This window comes from Vibrio quintilis, from assembly GCF_024529975.1.
Lineage (GTDB): Bacteria > Pseudomonadota > Gammaproteobacteria > Enterobacterales > Vibrionaceae > Vibrio > Vibrio quintilis.
The window spans coordinates 1,393,562-1,413,327 of sequence record NZ_AP024898.1 but is presented as its reverse complement, the minus strand read 5'-3'; the positions used below and the strand labels follow the sequence as shown (position 1 = coordinate 1,413,327).

Genomic DNA, 19,766 nt, shown 5'->3' with positions numbered 1-19,766 from the left:
TGTCCCGATTAACGACGTATTATCCGGCGACGATAAAAGCGACTGTCCTGATTAAAAATGCGATCGTAACGATGAGTGTGCTTATAACGTTTAACGATTAAGTGCCTGTCCCGGTTAAAATATCCTGCGAATAACGACTGTCCCTATTATGTGCTTATTACGTGTTCGCATGGGCGGGCGGGTCAGGAGGACTCATGATGCTGCAACATGTCCTGTGAATAAGGTTTTCCGTGTGGCCCGAGATTCAGTAACGCGCATATCAGGCCGCAAAGATCGGTTTGCTTTGGGCGACAGTCGCTGAGGTATCCCCACAAATTTTAAAAAAATGTTCAAATAAATCAGGTTGGCAGGAACATTCATGGCTTTTTGTGATCTTAATTGTCACCACAACAAACCAGACCACAGCCATGAATGTCGACCAAATCATATCTCAATTTGTTACTTCTGTCTCTCAAGGGGGGCATCAAACCCGTACTCAATCACTCACTGCCTGCGTACAAAGTGCCATGTCTGGGAACGCCTTGACCGTGACTTCTATGGGGCGGGGGATTCAGTCAAAAGCCCATCAAAAACATAATATTAAACGGGCTGACCGACTCTGTTCCAATCCACACCTTTGGGCTCAAATCCCCTTGATTTATCAGCGAATTTGCACACTCATTGTTTCCAAAAATTCACGACCAACCATCCATGTTGACTGGTCTGACTTAAACCTGAGTAAAACCCTTTTCCTTATCCGGGCGTCCATCTCTTTTCAGGGACGGGCACTCACACTCTATGAAGAAGTTCATCCACTGGAGACGAAAGAGAAACCAGCGACTCATGACCTTTTTCTGAAAACGCTCAAGCTCCTTTTGCCCAAAAATACTTGCCCCATCATTGTAACTGATGCCGGCTTCAAACGTCCGTGGTTCAAGAGCGTTCAGGCTTTAGGATGGGACTTTGTCGGTCGTATTCGTGGACGGATTTGCCTGAGTCCGGATGGCAAGACGATGCAGCTTTGTAAAACCCTGTATCCTTGTGCAACCTCATCCGCTCGTGGGCTGAAAAACTGGTTCATGGGAGGAACATCCCCTTATCCGCTTCAGCTGGTTTTATATAAAGAACGACCCAAAGGCCGGATCGCCAAAACCGCTGGTGGAAAAAGAAAGCAGTCAAACTACAGTAAGAAGAATGCCCGTCGGGCCAGGGAGCCGTGGCTCCTTGCAGCCTCATTAAATTTATCAAAAAAGTCACCCGCTCAGATTGTTCAAATTTACCATCAGAGAATGCAGATAGAAGAAGCGTTCAGAGACCATAAATCCAGTCAGTTTGGTATGGGGATGGAACAGCACCGAACAAAGAGTCACTCGCGTCTGAGTGTGATCGTTTTGATTGGAACACTAGCGCATAACATACTGATATTATTTGGTATTATGATGGAAGAACAAGGGCTTCATAGACACTATCAAGCCAACACAGTCAAAGATCGGAGAGTGCTTAGTCATGTGACATTAGGTCTTCATTTTTATCGTCATGGCAACGCAGATCTCTCTCTCGATGACTGGCATTTAGCCATCCTCATATTACGAGAAAAAGTCACTGAGTCTCAGGTGATTAGAGAATAATTTTGTGGGGATCCCTCAGCGACAGTCGTCGTTGTGGCTCCAGCCGTCTCCGATCACATACAGCGGGACAAGGCGCTCCATTGCTAATGTGCCGCCGTGGGAGTGATCGTTATTCATGCCGTGATCGGACGTCACCAGAATCTGGTAGCCTTCAGCCCGCCAGCGGTGGAGATATCCGGATAAGCCCACGTCTGCCCGGCGGACAGTATTGCGGTAGAGTCCGGAGTCGTATCCGGCTTTATGCCCGGCATCATCGGTATTCATTGGGTGAACCAGTAAAAAATCGGGCTGGTAGGTTTGTCGCAGGATCTCTGCGTCACAAAACAGGTGACTGTCCGGATAATGATCTTCGTGATAAAACAAGCCGTGCTGGATCAGAAGTGACGGGTTGTTTGTCAGGCGATCCCGCTCCGGGATGAATGGTGCGGTGTTATACAACTCGCTGAACCAGTGATAAGCCGCTGCTGCGGTTGTCAGCCCGGCCTGACGGGCCAGACTGAACACGCTTTCTTCGGTTGAGCGGCGGACGATTTGGTTATGAAGAACACCGTGTTCCAGTGGGGACGTTCCGGTCAGAATTGTTTCATATAAAGGCCGGGAGAGAGAAGGCAGCTCCGATTGCAGCTGATAGAGTGTTGCCTGCCGTTGTTCAACCAGGCTTTGCAGGTAACCCATACAGTCTGTGGCTGTGTCATAGGCCAGCCCGTCAATAATAACTAAAATCACCTGATTATTTTGTTTGACCTTCACTGTTGTACAGCCTTCTCATTGTGTTATTTCTGATAGATGCGTTAATAAATTAGAGTGATAATGTGACTATTTTGCGAACAATCTAAAAACTGTTAATGACAAGATCCGGATGGATCGTACAGTGATAAGTTTTTCTTTGGTTTAGTCATAGAAGTGTCATATCCGGAAGGCAATCAGGTCTGGCTGTTTTGTATTCCGGTGCGTCTGTCCCCGGAATTTCTCCCGGTCTTCAGGGTGCTTCGGGTGTCTGTCCCTGCAATTTCAGATGCCTGTCCCTGCAATCTTGCAATCTGCAGCCTGTAATCCAGCTGGATGTACAGGCTGGCCGGCTGTTAAACCGGCCTTTCCCCACGCTGAAGCCGGGTGGTAATCTCTGTCAGGACAGACGGTAAATCCGCAACACTATCAACCGTATAATGTGCCCCGGCCGATGTGAACTTCTCCCGGACATTGCTGCGAATCGCATTTAGCGCTTCTGGCGTTGCAGCGTGAAAATCCGACTCAGTCAGCCCGGCTTCGTTGCCGGTGAGCAGCACGCCTACGGTCCACATGCCGGCACTGCGGCCTTCAGTGATTCCCGGCAATGAATCATCCACTTTGACACAGGCCGCAACATCCGTTACCGCTAAATCAATCACATTTTTCAGCGCCATGTACGGCCCGGGCCGCCCGCCTGCGTGCAGATCATCGGTGGCGACCACACAGTCCGGCTGTATGCCGTGAGCTGCTGCAGCCGGGAGCAGGGCATTCATCACTTCCCGCGGATAACCGGAGCATGAACCGGTTTTAATGCCGGTTGATTTCAGAGCGCGGAGTAATTCTGCAGCGCCGGGAATGGGCTGCGCGTGTCCGGCGACTCTGGCGATTTGCATGGGCATGAACAGGTCATAAATCAGATCGACCTGTATCGCCTGCATTGGCATCCCGAACTTTTCCTGCCAGCGTGCAGCAACCGCAGGTATGCGGCCAATCGCCTGAATGTGATCCCACTTGCCCAGTCCCATGGGCTGGCGGGCTTCTTCAAGAGTGATTTCAAAATCAAAACCGCGTTTGAATGCCTCAACAAAGATATGGGTCGGGGCAAAGGAGCCGAAATCAACCAAAGTACCAGCCCAGTCGAAAATAACCGCCTGCACCGTATCGGTTTTGGATGAGCCGCACTGATGAACTGCGTCAGTTAGTGTCATGTTTTTTCTCCGGTTGGGGAAAGACAGGGCTATTCCTGCCAGTCCATTGAATCTGCAACGGCCATTAACAGCCGGTCGATATCCTGCGGGTAAATCTCCCCGATATTGCCGATGCGGAAACAGTCCGCATCAGAGACTTTACCGGGATAAATAACAAACCCACGTTGTTTGAGCTGCTGATAGAAAGCTCTGAACTGATAAGCAGGTGCTGATGGCGACAGGAATGATGTGATGATCGGTGAATGCCACTGTTGCGGGAGTAAAGTGCGAAATCCCAATGCCTGCATGCCGGTGACCAGCCGTCGCTGATTCTCCGTATAACGCTGGTGCCGGGCTGCAATGCCACCTTCTGCTTCCAGCTCTTTCAGTGCCTGCTGAAAAGCCCGGACTGTATGTGTTGGAGAAGTAAACCGCCATTTGCCGTGATGTTGTTCCATACACTGCCATTGATCATATAAATCGAGTGACAGAGAGCGGGCCTGTCTCCGGCATTGTTCCAGCCGGTGTTGGCGGGCAATGATAAATCCGAATCCCGGCACGCCCTGAATGCATTTATTCGCGGATGAGATCAGAAAGTCGATCCCCAGCGCTCCGGTATCTAACGGTATCCCACCAAAGCTGGACATGGCATCAACAATCATCACCCGTCCGGATTGTTTCACCACCTGACAAACCGCTTCGAGCGGGTTCAGCATGCCGGTAGTGGTTTCGCAGTGCACCATGGCGACATGAGTGATGGATTTATCTCTGCCCAGCAGGTCAGCAACGGCTTGCGGGTCGGCCGGAAGGCATTCTCCGCGATTGAGTTCAGTCACCGGAATATGAAGATAATCAGCAATCTGACAGATGCGCTGGCCGTAGGCGCCGTTGTTGATCACCAGCAGTTTCCCGTTTTCCGGGATGGCGCTGCCGATTACTGCTTCAACGGATGCGGTGCCGCTTCCTGCAATCAATACCGCTGAATATCCCGGCTGACCGGTGGCCAGTGTCACCAGCCGCTGGCGGATCCACTGAACCACGCCGGTGTTGTAATCTTCATCCCAGGTGCACCAGTCTTTCAGCATCGCTTCGCGGACCGTTGCACTGGTGGTCAGCGGGCCGGGCGTCAGTAAAAGGTAGTCGTTATCGGTTCGTTCCATGCGGATATCTCTGTTGTTCTTCAACGTCGGATCACTATAAAGAGCGTTTTCGTACAGAGATATGGCCGGGCAGGATTCTTCACTGAATCTTCATTTTTTCCCCGGATTTTACAGGTTTGGTATCAGGTTTTATTGTGGCTGCCGGGAGAGGTTCATGGTGTCTGTCCGGATTAGCTGTCCGGATTAGCTATGACGTCTGTCCCTGTTTACCGTGTCCCTATTAACCGGTTACTCCCGAATTAACCGCTCAAACGCACCGGACTGATAATCGCGGATGGTTTGGTCGATTTCTTCCATGGTGTTCATGACAAATGGCCCGTAATGCACAATTGGCTCATGGATCGGCTGACCTGCGAGGATCAGGCTCCCCACATCCCCTGAGACAGCGGTTGCTTCAATGGTATCGCCGTCTGACAGCGACACGCAATGCCCGGCAGAAACGGTCTGGCCGCTGATTTTAATCTCACCACGATACACATAGAGCATCGCCTGAAAAGCTGCTGATACGCCGAGGGCCAGCTGCTGCTGACGGGTCGCCCGCCAGTCACTGACCAACACAGGGACACCGGTATTTTGCAGCGGTCCGCTGATACGCTGATTGCCGACAGTCGCCTCTCCGGCAATGACCCGGACGACCCCAAGATCATCCTGTGAATATTCGGCAATCACATCCGTTTGAAAATCATGGTATTGGGCGGGTAGCATTTTACTTTTAGCCGGTTGGTTGATCCAAATCTGAAAACCATGCAGCGCACCGTTTTCCATCACCGGCATTTCACTGTGAATCACCCCCCGTCCTGCGGCCATCCATTGTGCACCGCCTGATTTGAGTTCACCCACATTGCCCATATGATCACGATGCTGAAAATGCCCCTGTAACATATACGTTAAGGTTTCAATACCCCGGTGTGGGTGGGGCGGAAATCCGCCGACGTAATCCGCACGTGTTTCTGATTTCAACTCATCGATCATCAGAAATGGTGAAAAATCCGGTTGTCCGAACCCGGCAATCCGGCGAATTTTTACACCATCACCGTCTGAAGTCGGTTGCGCGGGTCTGATATGTCGTATTGTTTTCGGGGAAGGCATCATTCACTCTCATTTTTTGTGCTGTTGATAAGGTTCACTGTAGACAATGTTATTCCGGATGAGGAGCAAATGCGTTTGAGCTTCTTTGTCAAAAAAACTGAAGAGACAATACAGGGGACAGTCACCGCAATACCGGGGACAGTCACGACAAACACTCAACCCGGCAGGCTCTGCTAATCATCTGCCCGCGGCGATAAATGATCCCTGCGATAGCGGCTGGGTGTCAGGCCGAAAATGCCCTTAAATGCATGAATGTAAGCAGAATCCGACGTATAGCCTGACTCCAGGGCAATCTCCTGAATTGACCGGCCGGAATCTAATAACCGGAGTGATAAAACTAACCTGATATTTTGCCGCCACAGCGCAAATGACTGATGAAACTCTTTCGCGCAAAGTCTGGATAAGGTTCGTTCGGAAGCTCCGGCTTTTGTTGCCCATTCTGCCAGTGAGAGCTTCAAATCCGGTTGCTTTTGCAGCTGAGTGAAGATTGACTGCAGCCTTCTGTCGCTGGGAATCAGTAATGGAATCTCATAAGTGGTAGCGATATCGATTTGATCACTTAACACGGTCAGTAAACCGGTGAGAATATTTTCGGCCTGATAGTGTGGGTTTTCATCAAATAACAGCAGGATTAATTCTTTGATAAAAGGGGTAACCCGGCAGGATTTTGGCTGCGTTGGATATGTCACCACACCGGCCGGATTGAGATAAACGGCCAGAAATTGAGTATCGGTCACAGCAACTGATTTATGCGCGGTATTCGCAGGGATGAAGAGCATGGCATTGTGCGGAACAATGACGCGCCTGTCCTCATTATCTTTCTCTTTCTCAATTTCTGGTGGCGTAAACTCTGATTGCAATAATCCCGTCAGGGGGAAGATGATTTGATGCCATGGGTGCGTGTGCCGGTCATCGATATAGTGAGAGGGCATCTGTATCTTTCTCGTGATGACTTGTTTACCCGGATTATTTTGTATGAGGTCGTTTGCTTGCATTCCTGGCGGCTTATCGATGTTTAATGGCTGATAATATAAATCAGGTCATTTCAGTTTGATATAGCATAGTTGCCTGTTAATGATTGAAGAGGAAAATTCAATGCATATTCACTATGTGATTCATGAGTCTTACGAAGGGCCGGGTGCGTTTGTTGACTGGGCCGGGGAGAGAGAATTCCACCAGACAGCCACACACTTATACCGGGGTGACAAACTGCCTGAAAATACCGGGTTTGATCTGCTGGTGGTTTTGGGCGGACCACAATCCCCGCTGACCACTGTCGCAGAATGTGCATATTTTAATGCAGAGGAAGAGAGTCGTTTTATCGGGCGATGTATTGCGGCGGGGAAAGCCGTTGTGGGTGTTTGTCTGGGCGCGCAACTGACCGGGCAGGCGCTCGGGGCTGACTTTGCGCATAGTCCGGAAAAAGAAATCGGCTATTATCCGATTACGCTGACATCCGACGGGCAGAAACATCCTTTGTTCGGGCATTTCCGCCTGACTGAAATAGTCGGTCACTGGCACAGTGATATGCCGGGCCTTCTGCCTGATTCAAAAGTCATCGCATCCAGTGAAGGTTGTCCGGGACAAATCGTGGCATATTCCGACATCGTGTATGGTTTCCAGTGTCATCTGGAATTCACGCCGGAAAGTATTCCTGATCTGATTGATTCGGCTTTTGATGACAGATTGCTGGCTGAAAAATGGGTACAAACGCCCGAAGAAATCCGCTCATTCGATACGGTGGCAATGAATCGATTGTTGTATCAGTTTCTGGATGGATTAGTGCGGCGGTATCAAAAAAATGACTTGTTATGAGCCAAGCTATCGGGGACACACTCCTCATATGTTGGTGTATTTAGCTTCGCTGGGATGGTTTGTTGCGCTATAGGGTTCTTCGGTTACTACAGGCTGCACCGAACGCGCCCCAGCTCCTTTTGGTAGACGCCAAAAGGAACCAAAAACGTCTTTTTGGGCTTGGTCACGCATTGGGCAGGAGCGATTTGTAAGCGCGTCCATGCGCTGACAAATCTGATACTTTCTTCCTGAAAGTATCTCCTTTGAGCAACGATCAATTTAGCTGTGTTTTTTCTCCTCGTTCCCACGCTCCGCGTGGGAATGCATATCGAGCCAAAAATCACCATGATACCCCTTGTTCCCACGGTCCTCCGTGGGAATACATACCGAATACAAGCATCATTGATATAAACTCGTTGCAAATTCACCTTTGGTCACATCCATCATGAAATGGTCAATGAAAACCATAAAAGTTATGTGTGTCTATTCAAAGTATCCGCTTTCAGCGAGCAAGTGCATTTGAATTACTGGGTATTTGAGCAATTATCTTATTGATGATGTTAGAGTTATGGCATTTTTGGAGCGTAAATCACCAGAGAGTGGGTGTTGCATGAGTATGACAATTTGCGTTTTGGCGTAAAGAGTATGTCCCCAGAATTCTAAACTGTCATGTAAGGAATAGTGAATTAGCAGGGACAGTCGGCTGAATAAACTCTTGTCATGAGCCGGTTCTCATTCATCACCATGAAATTCAAATTCTGAAGCTTTCACTAACGCTCTGATTTTTGTTGATAAATATAACTGGTATTCTGAGTTTGGTGTACAAGCAGCCTGCTTTTGAATTGCCCGTATTTATCCAGGGAATCAAATTCACCAAATAGTGCTTTTCCCGAATTCTGACAAAACCGTAACTGTAAGCGGAGAACCTTTGACCATAGTTGGTGAATGGCTCCTGTATATTCATCACTGTCATTGTGCCATCCCCAGCCCAGCCAGACTTCATCGTCATATAAATGGGCATCGGAGCATAGAATAATCTGGTTTCCTTTCAATACCGCCCATGAAATCTGTTTATCGTGATGCGTTAGATCAGTGTGTTTCCAGATGTCACTACCCACGTGTACTGGCGGGCTCCAGAAGTGTGTCTTCACATAGCCACTAAGACGAAACTTTCGGAGTAAATCAGATTCTGTTGTATTGAGATCACTGTACTTTTTGATGTGAAACTCCGCAGGTACATTTTGTTTTGTCCGGTTCTGAAGGCTTTTTTCAATGTTGATTTGCGGGCATTCGTTTTGCAGAGTCAGTGAAAAATCATGCGTTTTGAAGAAACTGCTTAAATTGACAGCGTCTCCTTGATTTACCCGTATTTGCAATGGTGTCACAGAATCAGACCGGGGGCCGATTAAGCTGGCATAAAGTGTGTCAACCAGCTTGCGATTTGTTGTATCTGTGGCCAGGTATAAATGATCATATTCCGGATGAAAGCTGTTTTTGGTGATTGTAGCAATGCCCTCGATATGACCCTTATTCTCAAGATAAAGGGTTGTTGTAGCGCGCCGAGATAATTTAGCCTGAAATTCAAGATAATTCTATTTCTCGCTATCTCATATAATGGGACGGTTATCCTGAATTTTTAGCTCTACGAGATATGGGGCCTCCATTGTCAAAATCTGAATAAACAGCCTTTAGTGACTTATCTACTGCTTTATTCACGATAATATCAATCATAACTGTGTCACTAGTTTCTGTTACTGAAGTATTAACAGCATCTTTTGTGACCCCGTAGCAATTAATTACAATTGCTTTGTCTTTTGCTCTTTCTGAGTTTCTTCCACTTCCGGAAACATTTGCACTAAGAGATTGCTTCATTTGTTGCAGAGCATCAACCATCCAGCGAAAGTCTTCGGCTTGTCCGGGGTTCAAAACCATCTCATCAGCCCGAAGTAACCACGTACCTTCATTACTTGTTGGTACACGACCAATCCCGTCATGGGCCTGTCCGGTAATTCCACTGAAAGCAAGAGTCTGAATAGTGGCCGCAACTGGCTGAGTAGCTGCTAACGCTGCGGTCATTGCAGCGGGAGCTAATGCGGGGCCAGTAATAGGAATCGCTGCTGTTGATGAATACGCATTTAATCCGGCCATTTGAGACTGGATTTGCGCATCGGTTGACACCTGAATAGCTTTCATACTGTTGGCCTGTGAATCAACCAACATCTGTACAGCCTGATACGCCAGCCACTGCGCTGCCATTTTACCCAGAGCATTAACGATACTACGTGCCATACCAGAGGCAAGATTAAACATCGCATCACCCAGACTGTCTGCATCAAAAATCATTGATTCAAAAGCGCTACCCATCCCGGATGAAAAGCTGTCAATCGTCGATGCTGCCAGATCATCAAAGTCAGTCAGATTCTGCTTCGCGCTGTCTAAATAGCGCTCCCAGTAACTTTTGTTGTCTTCTTCTTTCTGTGCCTGGATACTTTTCTGAATCTCGTGGATGCGGGCCTGATGGTCGGATTCGGCAATCTCCTGCTGGTATTGATATTCCGCTTCAATCGCGGCCAGCTCGGCTTTATTGTCCTGCGCCGCCACCACCGCCTTATCATGCATCGATTTCAGATTGTCCAGCCGCTGGTTATAGGCATAGTTTTCTTCAACCACCGCTTTGTTTTCCATCGCCGCTTCCATGGCCAGCCGTTTCAGCCAGGCGCTTTCCATCTCATCGGTCTGGGCGTAGAAACTGGTCACGTCAGTATTCTGTGTCTTTGTCTTGCCTGCTTTTTCATCCAGCAGCTGCGCCTGAAGCAACAGTTGCTTCTTCAGCTGATCATTAATTCCCTGCAACGAGCCGTGTTCAGTCTCATAGCGGACTTTGGCAACCTGTGAGGTCTGGCCGTACAGGGCGACTTGTTTTTGCAGGTTTGCCAGCAGTTTTTTACCGCTGTCGATGGCTTTCTGTTTTGCCTGATCATCGTCTGTTTGCTGCTGGCTGTTGTTTTCACTGATCTTGTCCATCTTCAGCGCCAGCAATGCCTGAGACTTTTTACCCGCTGCCGCAATCTGATTGTTCAGTTTTTCGACCCGGTGTTGCAGAATCATCAGCTCACGCTGGGCCATAGCCCGCTGGCCGGTAGGCATATAGACCAGTTCACTGGTCAGTTTTCTGAGTTCAATTTGAGTTTTTGCAAGCTCTAAGCGGGCTGTCATGGCATCCTGACCGAGCTTTTTCAGCGCCACCTGTTTACCTGCCTGATTGACGTCCTGAAACGATTTCACAAACTGACTGACTTCATCATTGAGCGCTTCGGTGGGCTTTTTGGTGTTGTCGGCCACCGTGGCAAAATAGCTCAGGGCGGCAGCGGCCATCATCACCACACCCACAGGGCCACCCAGCAGCCCCATCACCGACGTGCTGGCACGGGTGACGAGATTCAGCCGGGTTTGTGCTGCCGTGAGCGTGTTGGTGATAGCGGTTTCCCTGATACGTGCCGCGGTCAGTGAAGCTTCCGCACCTGTCGCCCGGAATTTCTGGTTATTCGACAGTTGCATCGCCTCTAAATGGCGGATTTCGGCCTGTGTTGCGGCCAATTCTGCCTGTGTTTCTGCAATCGTCGCTTGTGTTTCCGCAACAGTTGCTTGCAGCTTCTGGCGGGCTGAAATCGTATTCCCGATCTTTTCTCTGGTGAGTGCACCAACGGCTACAGCACCGCGGCCCGCCGCCGCGGCCAGCGTCACGCCAATCACGGAAGACACGGTTTCGGCATTGTCGGCAAAGGCCCGCAGGACGGATGAAGATGCTTTAACAGAGGTGCCAAACACCTCAGAAATGGGCTGCTCATAGGCGACGACCATTTGCTGATAAGCGCGGGTCAGCTCAGCCTGTTGCGCGGTGATGTTACTGGCCGTTCTGGCGGCTGCGCCCTGATATTCATTCAGGGCTTTCACCAGTGTGTCTTTAAAGAATTTGCTGGTCACTTTGCCGTTGTTCACCATTTTGCGAAATCCACCGGACTGAAGCCCTGCCGCTTTATCCAGCTTATTCAGCAAACCGGGCAGCGGTTCCACCACCTGATTCAGTTCTTCCGCGTGAACTACCGGGGAAGAAATCGCCTGAGACAAACCATACATTGCCTGTTCCAGTTGCGCGGAACTTGCGCCGAGCTGGCTTTGTGCGTTGCTCATGCCTTCAAAAATACTGCGGGTTTCTTTCTGAGTGGTCAGGCCCGCTTCCTGAAGTACAGCAAGTCTGGAATAGTTACCCGCCATATCCAGCAGTGTTTTGTTGTGGTCTTCAGCCACTTGATTCAGATATTGCTCTGTCTCAATCCATTGCTGCTGACCGCCGACTAATGCGGTAATTTGGGTGCGGATATCTTGATATTGTCCGAGTTTATCTTTTGCATCATTGGCGGCCATCAGGGCAGAGAATCCGCCGACCAGTCCGGTGATTTTCCCGGCCAGCGAACCAAAACCGGCCCCGGCGGTCTGAGTTTCCCTCGCCAGTGCGTTTAACTTTTTCCCGGTGGTTGTGGAATGCGTCCCCAGTGAATCCACGGAACCCGCTGCCGCACGCACCTGACCGATAAATTCCTTGTTCTCGGCGTTAAAACGAAGTGTAAATTTCAGATCATTAGTATTCATGGCCCGGCCTTAAAGCATTTTGTGTCGTATTCATTTTGTCAAATGTATATCGCCTACGAATCATATTTCTGATTTATCCTGTCCGGATGTATATTGTTTGCAGCAATTCCTCCGGCAGCCTGCTGATAGGCACGGGCAGCGGCTATAATAAAGAAAGGATCTTCAAGCAAGAGCTCGCGATTTGTTTCATTAAACTCCAGAGATTCGCCTTCAGTATTAACAATCCCTGACCAACCACAGATCACTTGTCTGAATATATTTTCATCTCCCTGAAGTACTTTATAACTGGAAGATGCATTTAAAATCATCAGATCCAACGTGATATTTTCCTGGAGTGTCCGCCCACCATCCACAGGTAGAATGATTTGTGCAGGCCAGTCTTTTATCAGTCGCTCTTGCTGAAAAATAAACATGATAGTTTCCTCTTAATTCGTTCAGTACCAAGATGTCCGGGAAATAAACCGGATGCAATAAACGGCTGGTTTTATTGTTATCCGGTTACTTTTTCCTCAAAAATCAGTTCATTGATTCCGGTGGAAATCCCATTTTTTCCAGAAGTCCGTTCTTTACAGACTTCCATTCATCACCCCTCAGTTCTCCATATCTGGCACCGAAAGCTGACCCAATGTAATACCCGTAAGAATCCCGCCGAGGCGCGAGTTGATTGATAACAACAAACTCTTTGAGTAAAGATATTTGTTCATCGGTCAGGGATAATTGCTCCAGTAGTTCATCATTCTTGGCATCAAAAATCTCTTTCTTCAGCTCGGAGATCTGTCCGGAAATATTGGAAGATATCGACACTGAGGTAATTTTCAGAAAGTTCTGGAGATTTTCTATCGCCTTCTCACAAGACTTGACACTCTCTGTTGCTTTGAGTAATTCGGTTTTTGCGGTTTCCACATCGGAAGGTTCAAAAAGTGAATTAATTTCTGTTTCTCTGGATAATACGTCGCCTTTCAGAAGAGCCAGTTTACTTTCCAGTTCTCTCACTCTTCTGGTCTTTGTCGCGCAATCCTGCCGATGATCTTTCAGTGCCTGAGTGGCTGAATTTAATTGAGTAACTAAATCGGTGATGGTATTCATGAGTCATATCCTTTTTTGTTTTTCTGTAAATCGTATTGAGATAATCTGAGATATCTGACTTGCATATATTATCTGGGGGTATTTCTGTGATTTCTGGTGCAGTTCAGTCTCAGTTTATTAGGATGCGGAGAGCTGACTAATCCTTTACCTGCCTTTCTTTGCCTGCTGATACACTTCCGGGGAAAGCCCTGTCATTTTGACGATCTGCTCTTCTTTTTTCGTTAGCCCTGAACCGCAACTGGCAAGCTCCAGATTCGCTGCTTTTTCTGCGATTTTTTCCGCGATCAGCCTTTGTTTTTCTTGCAGGAAAACTTCCGGGGATGTTCCTGTTCTGACTAAAATCTCACACTCTTCACTGGTGAGTAAAAATGCCTGAGCTTCTGTCATTCCCTGTTCCGCCAACCATACTCTTTTGGCCTGTAAAAAATACGATTGTCCGATACCAAATTTCATAGCTGTTTCTGATTCAATGTTGGATAACATATTTAACCTCTCTATGTGTTGTAGTTCATTCTTTTGATTCTGGAGAAAAAGGAAGGTGATCCCGGTATTTCTGAGTTTCAGTCCTGACGCTATCTTTCAGTTCACGTCCGTCTTTCAGATACCGGTAAACTGCTGGCAGACTGATCCCGTATTTCCGGCTCAGTTCTTTGGCATTTTTTCCGTTAAACTCGGCACATACCGCATATCTTTTTATGACCTTCCGGAGATTTCTGCCCTTTGGAAAATAGATCATCATGCCGCCCAGATAGTCACAAATGATAAGAAACAGAAGCAGCAAATCTTTTTCCGGGAAGCCTTCTCTTTGTGCTGCCTGACTTAGAACGGGATACAGTTCACCGAGGATACTGTTGTCGTTCTGTATCATCTGCTTCGTCACAGTAAGTAGTTCTTTTCTTTCAAGTAAATCCCGCCAGCTTAAATCACTGTTCATTTCGTTTTTCCTTTGATAAAACGCGATAAACATGTACAAGGGATACCCGGTTATTTATCGCTGAAAATTGAGGAGTCCGGTTTCTTGCATCCTGAACAATGAAAAAATTCCGGACACGTGCCAGTAGTTGCTTCTGTTTTTTAATATAAAATTCTGCCGGAACTTCTTTACACAAAGCCGTTAGGTCATCTTCGTTGAGCCGGAGTCCCATTGAGAGACACAAAGTATAAAAAAGGTTGAAATTGTCTGTTTTCTGTTCCATCTGTAACCCGGTTTACTGTCATTGTTCGGATACAGTCTATTTTTCTTAACCAGAGTTATAAAAATAACATGCGTTAATCATTCAACGGAGAACAGGAAAGAATGCAGGAGTTGACGTCAAAAAAAGACATAAGGATAAGGGATTAAAATCCGTTTCCGGTTAGTCTGCCGGAAGAAATCCCGGAAATAATGGTTGAGACCACGTTTAAACCCCGTTTAAATCGCACCAGATTTGTTTAAACTTTTTTCGGGGAGGAAATACCTGAATATAAGCCTAAAATAGCTTACAGAGCTTTATATAAAAGAAAAATACCCTTAATTTAAAAAGGGTATTTTATGATGAACTAATGGGTTTGCGGGACTTTTTCCGGCTTACGTGCGTTTCTGGCAAGCGTCAGCCCCTGTAACTGTCTGAGAATGTCCAGTACCTGCTTTGCGCCCAGAGCTGAAACTCTGCAAGCCAGCTCATGGCTTTCGGCAGCACTCAATCGTTGTTTATCTGTCATGTCATTTTCCTTCCGGCCTCAGAATCTGGTTTCCCATTCGTACCATTCCCTCAGCCATTTGCAGGCATGATAAAAATTCATCAGTGGGAAGATGATCTTTTCTTCCTGCCATATCAGCACAGAGAAAACATTCCTGAAGAATTGCCAGAAGGCTGGCACCGGCATCAATGATGGTATCAGGATTTTCCAGTATCAAATAATTTGAGTACTCATGAAGTTGCTTCCAGCTCAGGTTACGATCTATCTCTGGTGTATTCATAATTACAGCTCCTTAATAATATCTTTGTTTACCTTATCTTCACCCAGCGAAGCACACAGGTTCATAGCCCTGGTGATCAGGTTGTTAATGACCTGAGGGTAAACCAGACTACCGGACTGATTGCGCCGGGTTTGCAGGCGTTCTCTCAATGCCGGTGCTCCGTCGTTATCCATAATCCGGCTGTACTCACAACCAGCACACTCAAATTTATGTTTGAGGTAGGCTTCAATATCATGATCCAGAGGGGGGACTTCGATCACCATACAGCGACGGATAAACTCGCGGAGTTCGTAGTGGCGACGCTCGTCCAGACGGTGAAAAAGTTCAGTTTGTCCAATCAGGAGAATCCCCAGTAACTTAGAGAAACCATCTTCCAGCTCCCAGAAACGTTTCAGATATTTCATCACCGGAATTGTCAGATCATGTGCCTCTTCAATAATCAGAACATGTCGCTGTCCACCTTTGAATGCTGTCATTAAAAGGCGCTCAACCTGTCTCGCTTTAGCTTCCATACTTCTTTTCGGGGTTTCACTGCTGATATCACTGATAATTGCATCGCAAATACCGGCGGCAGTAGCTCGGGTTTTGTCAATAATCTTAGGCTGAATGACCGAGATATCTCCGTCATTGTGGAGTTCATCGAGCAACAGACGGCGCAACACACTTTTACCAGCCCCTGAATCACCCACAACAGCCAAAATCCCCTGATTCCGTGAAACATCCTTCATCGCTGCCAGAACATAGCGACAGTCTTCATTAAGATAAATATCGCGTATACTGCGGATATCGTTGATAAACGGGTTACGAAATAATTTGAAGTGCCTGATGGCTTCCTGTGTTAGCATATGATTCTCCAGCTCAATATCCTGATTCATTTCAGTCTGGGGATCTGGCTGGTCAGTGGTGGCGGCCTCTGACCAGCTGTCTACCCCATCAACCCCATGTAGTTTAAAAAATATATTCACCTGCTTTTTAAATTCCTCTGCCCGTCGTTTGGGCGGCTTATTCAGACGCACTGCTTTACTTACCGTGCTGTAACTCATACCCAGATGTTCAGCCAAAGCCAGTACACTGCTTCCGGTTTTATTTAACTGCGCTTTGAGTGTGCTCATCGCCGTTCTGCCTCCATCGTTGAATAAATACCTGTAATTCGCTTTCGGTTGCACCATCTGGATAGCGCTGTTTTAACAATGCCTTTAAAGCTGTAAATTCTTCTTCAGCCGGATTCAAGGCTGTTTTAACCCGCTTTAAGGCACCGATGAATGAGGTTTTCTGCTCTGTCATAACCAATGCATCAACTTTTACAGATGTTCCCCGGCGAGGCATAAACGATGGCAGAGATTGTTGTTCTATGTCAGCCATCGGGTTAATCTGGCCGTTAAATGCAGGCACCTGACCTTTACGGATTTTTTTAATTTCTCTCGGGTTGTCTGTTCCCCATGCCGCTGTGTCAAGCCGTTTCCGGCTGATATCTGATTGGGTTTCCCGTACTGATTTATGCTGCTCACCAATCACCGGAGCCATCAGATTGAATCCAGCAGCATCCCGCTCTACTGGACAAGCTTCATAGGTTTGCTTCTGTCCGTTTTCATCCGTGCTGATCACCCGGATTGCCGGAGAGCGGTAAGGATTAGCAAAAACTTCCACTTCGTCACCGGCCATGATATGAGGGATGTGAGCCAGTGAGTAATCAAGTGATGCATATCCTTTCGGTGCAAAACTGATACTGAGCTCATGAGAGCGGACTTTTCTGACTGCCGGTTTTGTTTGTTGCATCATACTCTTAACCAATTCAATATCCTGAATCAGTCGCAGCTGCTCCGGTCGTATTGTCTGCCATAAACCGTAACGACTGCTTTTATGGCGTGTATGAGCTCGCAGGGACTGAAATCCGACTGACCATTGAATGGCATATTGGTTCAGCTCTTCAGCTGAACTAATTACGGTAAAAGCCAGACGGCTTTCAAATCGGCGTTCAACCAGATTATGGGTTGATTCCACCTGTCCCTTTGCCCAAGGCCTGCCGGGAGTATGTGCGATGTGCCGGACTTCCAGCATGTCAAGCATATGGCGGGTTTGGTGTGCAATATTGGCAGAACCTGCATCCCAAATCAGCAACCGGGGAACACCATACATTAGTTCACCAGTATCGCGTTCACAGAATGCTTCAAACAGAAACCGGGTAATGGTTTCGGTATTCTCACCCGGCGCAACGTAGTAGCGCAGGAAAAAGGCTCCGCTGTAATGATCAGTTGCCAGATAGCGCAATACCCGCTCATTCACAATCCGTTCCAAATTTTTTGGCTTATTCTTATAGAATTCGTCTGCTGACATGACCCGAAGCCCTTTACCGCCGCGCAGGTAATACAGAACACAGATCGAAACATCAAACTGCCATGCATGATTCGGATGCAGGGAACGCTGACTGGTTGTAGTTTCCATCCGGTTCAGTTGATTAGGATGCAGGCGGAATCTCCTGAATGCCCGCAAAACCGTTGATTCAGAGACATCATGTGATAACTGGCCGTTTGCTAATGCAATGTCCGTTGCATCCCTGATTGTCATTAATCGTTTTCCACTTTCCCGTTCACTCTGACGCATCAAATTAGCCAGCAGTTCTGTCTCTGCACGGGTTAATGCCAGTTCACCGCTGTCATTGCGTTTTTTCCGTCCGGAATTCCATCCCAGTGCAGCAAGCTCTTGATACAGTTTGTTTCTTGAACAACAGAGATGTTCCGCTGCACGCTGGATTATGCAGCCTTTGTTACCACGGCCAGCTTGATCCAGTTCTTCCATGAGGTTTTTGAGGTATTGTGCGCGTTCCATTTCAAGTGCATTCATGGCAGCTTAACCCTCATTCTGAAATAGCAGGGCATTTTCAGTGTGCCATTGCTCCAGATGTTCCATGACATGAGCAGACATCCCCATATCAGCGGACAAGCTAAGAAAGCGTTCAAGAACTCGAAACAGGACATCTTCACAAGCCTGATCGATATCTGTCGGGTGTTTGTTGTCCTGAATAGTCTGGATAGCATCAAAAAGACGGGCAAAACCACTGTCTACAGCCAGCGTAGCAACATTTAACTGTTCAAGCAGTTGACCGTTAAGCGCTTCTTCATTCTGGCGCTTCTGTGCCGGAGTTAACTGGACATCCAGTTTTTTGGATAAGTCATTTATCTTTTTGTCTTTGTCCGCCAGCAAACGCTCATGAGACTGCTTCTCATGTTTTAAGTTTGTGACTTCATTCTGAAGAGACTGCTTTTCGAGTCGGTATTTTGCAGACAGCTCTTCAATTATTTCCAGAGCTTCATCCCGGTCTGAAATTTTGACCGTCTCACCTTCTACAATGGCAGTTAAGTCTTCTTGGGGGAGCTTACGCAGGCGACGAAAATCTCTTGTTGTCATGCCAATTGCACTCATTGATTCCAGTGCCTGCTCTCCAAAAACATCCAGATTTTTTAAACGCTCATCTATCGTCGACTTAGAACTACCATAGATTTCACAAAACTCTTCCCACGTCCCTTTTAGAACAACCAAATTACTGCCGACAGTCGAGCTTTTTGTAAAGGTAATGCCTTTCAACGCCTTGTATTTCTTGGATTCTTTGATTTCTTTTAATACACTTAGACTTACGGCGTCGGTAATTTTTGATAGTCTGTCAGCCATCTGAGCACGACCAAGCAGAGCACCAAAATCTACAGCTTCTTCAATCTTCTTTCCCTCAGATTGAGAGATTGATAGCGCTTCAGCTGCATTTATTTCCAAGGCATCACTAATTCTTTGTTTTGCCTGTTCAAGATTTTTTAAATCATCAGACATCTTGTAAGTCCTCACCAGTTAAATCTTTGTATTCTGCTTTCACGGTTTCTATTTGTTCCCGAACAGCATTTCTGTAGCTGAACGCCAATTTGATGAAGTGGTTAGAAGGTTTCCAAATCTTTGCCTTTACTGAACCAGAGGATTCCACCCAGCCTGATTCGGTAAGTGTTGTAAGGTATCGGTGAACTGTTGAACGAGGTAAGGAAAAGTATTCGGCAATGTCCTTCAGATTCATTCCTTCAATGCCCTGATTCACAAGTAACTCCAGAATATCGAGAGTGAACCGGGTTGGTTTGAGGTTGTATGATGAAATGGATTGGTCATTTTTCCTCATGTTCACCTCTACTTTGTTTTTCCAATAGAAGCGTTTTCCATGCCCGGCTGAAAGATGAACGACATGGCACTTTATCTACTCCAAATTGTTTAATACAAGCTAAACGAACATCTTTTTGGGTTATTTGAAATAGATCCATCGATAAAATGAAATCATGTAATTCATTGTTTTGTAGGATTTTTGAACCTAATTTCTTTTTGTCAAATAAGGTGACTTTTATCCAATGTCCTTTTGAAATAGAACTATTTAATGCCCCTACAACCCCAATGATTTCAAAGGTACTCAGTGTGGAAAGAATGTCCTTTATTCGCTCATACGCTATTTGTGATTTACTAGTTTCCATTACACATC

20 protein-coding genes are annotated in these 19,766 nt (G+C 47.1%); 2 read left to right on the top strand and 18 right to left on the bottom strand.

Going from position 1 to position 19,766, the window contains the following annotated elements; all coding sequences use genetic code 11:
* The first annotated feature begins 368 nt into the window (after positions 1-368).
* Positions 369-1,607 carry an IS4 family transposase gene (locus OC443_RS24855; protein ID WP_143169471.1) on the top strand — a complete coding sequence of 413 codons (1,239 nt, stop codon included), beginning with the start codon at positions 369-371 and terminating at the stop codon, positions 1,605-1,607.
* Positions 1,608-1,622: 15 nt separating this feature from the next.
* Here OC443_RS24855 and OC443_RS24850 read toward each other — a convergent pair whose 3' ends face one another.
* The 5 genes from OC443_RS24850 to OC443_RS24830 all read right to left on the bottom strand — a co-directional run bounded on the left by OC443_RS24850 (position 1,623) and on the right by OC443_RS24830 (position 6,767).
* Entirely contained in the window at positions 1,623-2,357 is a 735-nt protein-coding gene (locus OC443_RS24850) for an alkaline phosphatase family protein (protein ID WP_073586130.1), read from the bottom strand.
* Positions 2,358-2,689: 332 nt separating this feature from the next.
* Positions 2,690-3,544 (bottom strand): phosphonoacetaldehyde hydrolase, encoded by an 855-nt coding sequence (gene phnX / locus OC443_RS24845; RefSeq protein ID WP_262021769.1) that lies wholly within the window; start codon positions 3,542-3,544, stop codon positions 2,690-2,692.
* Between the two features lie 29 nt (positions 3,545-3,573).
* Positions 3,574-4,683, bottom strand: coding sequence for a 2-aminoethylphosphonate--pyruvate transaminase (gene phnW / locus OC443_RS24840; RefSeq protein WP_073579930.1), 1,110 nt, complete (start codon positions 4,681-4,683; stop codon positions 3,574-3,576).
* Between the two features lie 228 nt (positions 4,684-4,911).
* Positions 4,912-5,772, bottom strand: coding sequence for a pirin family protein (locus OC443_RS24835; protein WP_073579936.1), 861 nt, complete (start codon positions 5,770-5,772; stop codon positions 4,912-4,914).
* Between the two features lie 173 nt (positions 5,773-5,945).
* The gene (locus OC443_RS24830; RefSeq protein ID WP_073579929.1) at positions 5,946-6,767 is read right to left on the bottom strand and encodes an AraC family transcriptional regulator; all 822 of its coding nucleotides are present in this window, start codon (positions 6,765-6,767) and stop codon (positions 5,946-5,948) included.
* Positions 6,768-6,867: 100 nt separating this feature from the next.
* Between OC443_RS24830 and OC443_RS24825 the strand changes: the two genes are divergently transcribed.
* On the top strand, positions 6,868-7,587 hold the full coding sequence (locus OC443_RS24825; RefSeq protein ID WP_073579928.1) for a glutamine amidotransferase-related protein: 720 nt from the start codon (positions 6,868-6,870) through the stop codon (positions 7,585-7,587).
* Positions 7,588-8,336: 749 nt separating this feature from the next.
* Here the strand turns inward: OC443_RS24825 and OC443_RS24820 are convergent.
* The 13 genes from OC443_RS24820 to OC443_RS24760 all read right to left on the bottom strand — a co-directional run bounded on the left by OC443_RS24820 (position 8,337) and on the right by OC443_RS24760 (position 19,758).
* Positions 8,337-8,951 (bottom strand): hypothetical protein, encoded by a 615-nt coding sequence (locus OC443_RS24820; RefSeq protein ID WP_073579926.1) that lies wholly within the window; start codon positions 8,949-8,951, stop codon positions 8,337-8,339.
* Between the two features lie 238 nt (positions 8,952-9,189).
* A complete protein-coding gene (locus OC443_RS24815) occupies positions 9,190-12,216 on the bottom strand; it encodes a tape measure protein (RefSeq protein ID WP_073579925.1) in 3,027 nt (1,008 codons plus the stop codon).
* Between the two features lie 53 nt (positions 12,217-12,269).
* The gene (locus OC443_RS24810; RefSeq protein WP_073579924.1) at positions 12,270-12,629 is read right to left on the bottom strand and encodes a hypothetical protein; all 360 of its coding nucleotides are present in this window, start codon (positions 12,627-12,629) and stop codon (positions 12,270-12,272) included.
* Positions 12,630-12,732: 103 nt separating this feature from the next.
* A complete protein-coding gene (locus OC443_RS24805; protein WP_073579923.1) occupies positions 12,733-13,302 on the bottom strand; it encodes a hypothetical protein in 570 nt (189 codons plus the stop codon).
* 144 nt (positions 13,303-13,446) lie between these two features.
* The gene (locus tag OC443_RS24800) at positions 13,447-13,755 is read right to left on the bottom strand and encodes a hypothetical protein (RefSeq protein ID WP_143169209.1); all 309 of its coding nucleotides are present in this window, start codon (positions 13,753-13,755) and stop codon (positions 13,447-13,449) included.
* A 55-nt stretch (positions 13,756-13,810) separates the two neighbouring features.
* On the bottom strand, positions 13,811-14,236 hold the full coding sequence (locus OC443_RS24795) for a Mor transcription activator family protein (protein WP_073579921.1): 426 nt from the start codon (positions 14,234-14,236) through the stop codon (positions 13,811-13,813).
* A 605-nt stretch (positions 14,237-14,841) separates the two neighbouring features.
* On the bottom strand, positions 14,842-15,003 hold the full coding sequence (locus tag OC443_RS24790; protein WP_200796881.1) for a hypothetical protein: 162 nt from the start codon (positions 15,001-15,003) through the stop codon (positions 14,842-14,844).
* Between the two features lies 1 nt (position 15,004).
* The gene (locus OC443_RS24785) at positions 15,005-15,262 is read right to left on the bottom strand and encodes a hypothetical protein (protein ID WP_073579919.1); all 258 of its coding nucleotides are present in this window, start codon (positions 15,260-15,262) and stop codon (positions 15,005-15,007) included.
* Positions 15,263-15,264: 2 nt separating this feature from the next.
* Complete coding sequence (locus OC443_RS24780) at positions 15,265-16,374, bottom strand: ExeA family protein (RefSeq protein WP_073579918.1); 1,110 nt, start codon at positions 16,372-16,374, stop codon at positions 15,265-15,267.
* Complete coding sequence (locus OC443_RS24775) at positions 16,346-18,103, bottom strand: DDE-type integrase/transposase/recombinase (protein WP_073579917.1); 1,758 nt, start codon at positions 18,101-18,103, stop codon at positions 16,346-16,348. The genes OC443_RS24780 and OC443_RS24775 overlap by 29 nt, the downstream gene beginning before the upstream one ends.
* 6 nt (positions 18,104-18,109) lie before the next feature.
* Complete coding sequence (locus OC443_RS24770) at positions 18,110-19,081, bottom strand: MarR family transcriptional regulator (RefSeq protein WP_073579916.1); 972 nt, start codon at positions 19,079-19,081, stop codon at positions 18,110-18,112.
* Positions 19,074-19,415: a helix-turn-helix domain-containing protein gene (locus OC443_RS24765; RefSeq protein WP_073579915.1), complete on the bottom strand. Its 342-nt coding sequence runs from the start codon at positions 19,413-19,415 to the stop codon at positions 19,074-19,076. Before OC443_RS24765 ends, OC443_RS24770 begins: the two co-directional genes overlap by 8 nt.
* Complete coding sequence (locus tag OC443_RS24760; RefSeq protein WP_073579914.1) at positions 19,402-19,758, bottom strand: hypothetical protein; 357 nt, start codon at positions 19,756-19,758, stop codon at positions 19,402-19,404. Before OC443_RS24760 ends, OC443_RS24765 begins: the two co-directional genes overlap by 14 nt.
* Between the last annotated feature and the right edge of the window lie 8 nt (positions 19,759-19,766).